The following is a 3,752-nucleotide window of genomic DNA, read 5'->3' as shown; positions in this document are numbered from 1 at the left end:
GGGCCTATCTCGTTGTATGGTGCGCGCGTGCTGGCGGCGCGCTCGAAAGGACAGTCCCTGTGACCGACACGGCGTACGACATCGCTTCGCAAGGTACCGATCCGGGGGCTGAGGGGATTGATCCAAGGGCTGAGGGGATTGATCCAGGGGCTGAGGGGATTGATCCAGGGGATCTGCAGACGTGTCTGCGGGTGTTGAAGGCAGCCGGTGCGCTCGACAAGACGCACCCCGATTCCCTTGCTGTTCAGCGGGCTTCGGGCCAGCTGTTCAAGGACCTCAAGCGAACCCGTCGGATCGCCGCACGTAACGCGAAGTCCGAAGCGGATCGAGCTGTGGTCGCTGCCACGGCAACGGGTTCTCCGGAGCGGATCGACGACGAAACTGCAGGCGTGTCGCTCACGGCGCGCGCCGACGGCGAGTACGCCGGGACACTGATTCGCGCACGACCCTGCTACATCTGCAAACAGCGGTACACCCTCGTCGACTCGTTCTACCACCAGCTCTGTCCTGAGTGCGCGAGCACCAACCGCAGCAGACGTTCCGCGCGAACGGACCTGTCGGGGCGCCGCGCGCTGTTGACCGGCGGGCGCGCGAAAATCGGTATGTACATCGCTCTCAAGCTCCTCCGCGACGGCGCACACACGACCATCACCACCAGGTTCCCGTCGGACGCGGTTCGGCGCTTCTCGGCGATGGAGGACAGCGATCGATGGCTGCACAGGCTTCGCATCGTCGGTATCGACCTGCGAGACCCCGCCCAGGTGGTGGCGCTCGCCGACTCGGTCGCTGCAGAAGGTCCCCTGGACATCCTGATCAACAACGCGGCGCAAACGGTCAAACGGTCGCCAGGCTCCTACAGCGCACTGATCGATGCCGAAGCGCATGCGCTACCCGCCGGCACCGTGCCCGTGGTGACGACGTTCGGTAGGACGAGCGACGCGCACCCCGCTTCGCTCGCCGGTTCGCTCCCCCGAACCTCGACAGGCGAAGTGTCCGGCACCGATGTACTGACGCCGGAAGCCGTGAGTTCGCTTGCACTCGTTGCCGGTTCAGCGACTGCAGACCGCATCGAAAAGGGAATCGCCATAGACGCAGGCGGTTTGGTGCCCGACCTCGCCGAGACGAACAGCTGGATTCACACCGTCGAGCAGGTCGATCCCGTCGAGCTTCTCGAAGTGCAACTGTGCAATTCGGTGGCACCCTTCATTCTGGTATCGCGGCTGCGCGCTGCCATGCAGGCATCTCCGGCACGGCGGAAGTACGTGGTCAATGTTTCGGCGATGGAGGGGCAGTTCAGCCGGGCATACAAGGGACCCGGCCACCCGCACACCAACATGGCGAAGGCAGCACTCAACATGTTGACTCGCACGAGCGCGAAAGAGATGCTCGCCGACGGCATTCTGATGAGTGCGGTCGACACCGGGTGGATCACCGACGAGCGGCCACACCCGACCAAGATGCGTCTCGCCGACGAAGGCTTCCACGCACCACTCGACCTGGTGGACGGAGCGGCCCGCGTCTACGACCCCATCGTGCAGGGTGAACTCGGCGTCGACATGTACGGACAGTTCCTGAAAGACTTCGCCCCCTCACCCTGGTGACGTTTGCCGAACGGCACTCACGGCTATACGACACCCCCGGGGCGATACCAGTGCCGAGGAACAGGTGGTCAGGATGGGCGACGACGTCGAGCAGCGCAAGTTCACTCGACAGGACAGGCACCGTTTCAGGCAGAAGGTGCAGGACTGCCTCGATGCGCTCGGCATCATGCTGGCCGACGAGAACTTCGATGTCGGCGAGCCGAAAATCGGGATGGAGATCGAGCTCAATCTCGTCGACGACGACATGGCACCGGCGATGGCCAACGCGCAGGTTCTCGACGCCATTGCCGATCCGGATTATCAGACCGAGCTCGGCCAGTTCAACATCGAGATCAACGTCGAGCCCCGCCTGCTGCGCGGGGACAGCGTGGCGTTGCTCGAGAGTGATCTCCGTCGGTCACTGAACGCGGCGGACGAGAAGGCACGGACAGCAGGCAGTCGCATCGCGATGATCGGCACGCTGCCCACGCTGGCGGAGAAGCACTTCGAGCATCGGTGGCTGTCGGCGAACCCGCGGTACGACCTACTCAACCAACAAATCTTCGCAGCCCGTGGCGAAGACATCGAACTGCAGATCTCCGGTGTCGCCTTGCCCGGTGCGGTTGCGCCGGAGGAACTGTCGACGGTGTCGGACACCATTCTTCCCGAGGCAGCCTGCACTTCGGTACAACTGCACCTCCAGGTTGCACCCGAGAATTTCGCGTCGTATTGGAATGCGGCACAGGCACTGTCGAGCGTGCAGGTTGCGTTGGCTGCGAATTCTCCGTTCTTCGCCGGCAAGGCTCTCTGGCACGAAACGCGAATCCCGCTGTTCGAGCAGGCGACGGACACGCGGCCTCAGGAACTCAAGAACCAGGGTGTGCGGCCGCGAGTGTGGTTCGGCGAGCGGTGGATCACCTCGATCTTCGATCTGTTCGAGGAGAACTCCCGCTACTTCCCCGCCCTCTTGCCCGTCTGCAGCGACGAGGACCCCAAAGAGGTTCTGGCTCAGGGCGGTACACCCGACCTGTCGGAACTCACCATGCACAACGGCACCGTCTATCGGTGGAACCGGCCCATCTACGACAACTCCGGCGAGCGTCACCACCTCCGACTGGAGAACCGTGTGCTGCCAGCAGGACCATCGGTGATCGATACTCTCGCCGACGCAGCGTTCTACTACGGCACGGTTAAATGCCTCGCCGACGCCGACCGCCCGCTGTGGACGCAGATGTCCTACGACGCCGCCGTCGACAACCTGCATTCCGCGGCGCGCAGCGGCTTCGACTCTCGTCTCTACTGGCCGGAGGTCGGCTGGGTCAGTCCGCAGGAACTGGTGCTGAGGAGGCTGCTGCCCATGGCCGATGCTGGGCTCGCCGCATACGGCGTCGACACTGCCGTCCGCGACAAGTATCTCGAGGTCATCGAAGGTCGTTGCCTCGGGAAGCGGTCGGGCTCGGTGTGGCAGCGCGACGCGGTCGTGGCTCGGGAGCGAGCAGGCGACGATCGCCGATCGGCATTGGCGGGAATGCTCGCGGATTATCTGATTCTCATGGACGAAGGTAGTCCGGTGCACACCTGGTCGTTCTGAGGCCTACAGTTCGGTACATGCTGTATCGGGCACTCGCCGACCTCACTGTCGTGGTGCATCTGGCGTTCGTCGCCTACGTCGTGGTGGGCGGCTTCATCGCATGGAAGTTGCCCCGCACCATCTGGCTTCATGCCGCTGCCGCTGCGTGGGGCGTGCTGTCCATCGGGGTCGGCGTCGAATGTCCCCTCACCGCGCTCGAAAGTTGGGCTCGCGTACAGGCGGGAGGAGCGGCACTGCCGTCGACGGGATTTATCGATCACTACCTCACCGGCGTGATCTACCCGGACAGCGCCATCGTCGCGATACAGCTACTCGTCGTGCTTGCGGTTCTAGTATCGTGGGCGGGTTTCTTCGCGTTGCGGACTCGCCGTAGAACGGCTCTGCCTCTTCATTAGGCCTCCGGTTACCGACTCCTTCTACTGTCGGGTCCTTCGACTGCACTCGTGCTAGGCGTTACTGTCCAGTACATGACTTCGACCGAACCAGCCGACAACACTGCAACGCCACGAACGTACGACGTCGTGGTCTACGGCGCGACCGGGTTCGTCGGTCGCCTCACTGCGGCGTACCTAGCCGAACAT

Annotated in this window: 4 protein-coding genes; all 4 read left to right on the top strand. The window is 63.6% G+C overall.

Annotated features, from left to right (window positions below; translation table 11 throughout):
- Nucleotides 1–137: 137 nt before the first annotated feature.
- Nucleotides 138–1,601, top strand: coding sequence for an SDR family NAD(P)-dependent oxidoreductase (locus tag WBQ44_RS03840; RefSeq protein WP_495565415.1), 1,464 nt, complete (start codon nt 138–140; stop codon nt 1,599–1,601).
- Nucleotides 1,602–1,674: 73 nt separating this feature from the next.
- A complete protein-coding gene (locus WBQ44_RS03835) occupies nt 1,675–3,171 on the top strand; it encodes a glutamate-cysteine ligase family protein (protein WP_495565413.1) in 1,497 nt (498 codons plus the stop codon).
- Between the two features lie 17 nt (nt 3,172–3,188).
- Entirely contained in the window at nt 3,189–3,566 is a 378-nt protein-coding gene (locus WBQ44_RS03830; protein WP_495565412.1) for a DUF2784 domain-containing protein, read from the top strand.
- 72 nt (nt 3,567–3,638) lie between these two features.
- Nucleotides 3,639–3,752, top strand: a 114-nt coding sequence (locus WBQ44_RS03825; protein ID WP_495565414.1) for a hypothetical protein, incomplete at its 3' end; no start/stop codon positions are given.

The sequence above is a fragment of the Rhodococcus sp. (in: high G+C Gram-positive bacteria) genome (genome assembly GCF_049591685.1).
In the GTDB taxonomy this organism is placed as follows: Bacteria; Actinomycetota; Actinomycetes; order Mycobacteriales; family Mycobacteriaceae; genus Rhodococcoides.
The sequence above is the reverse complement of the archived record's forward strand: the minus strand, read 5'-3'. Positions and strand labels throughout refer to the sequence as shown.

What these genes read in the sequence shown, in the direction of transcription:
- WBQ44_RS03830 (WP_495565412.1), top strand. Translation starts at nt 3,189, where the DNA reads ATGCTGTATCGGGCACTCGCCGACCTCACTGTCGTGGTGCATCTGGCG.
- WBQ44_RS03835 (WP_495565413.1), top strand. Translation starts at nt 1,675, where the DNA reads ATGGGCGACGACGTCGAGCAGCGCAAGTTCACTCGACAGGACAGGCAC.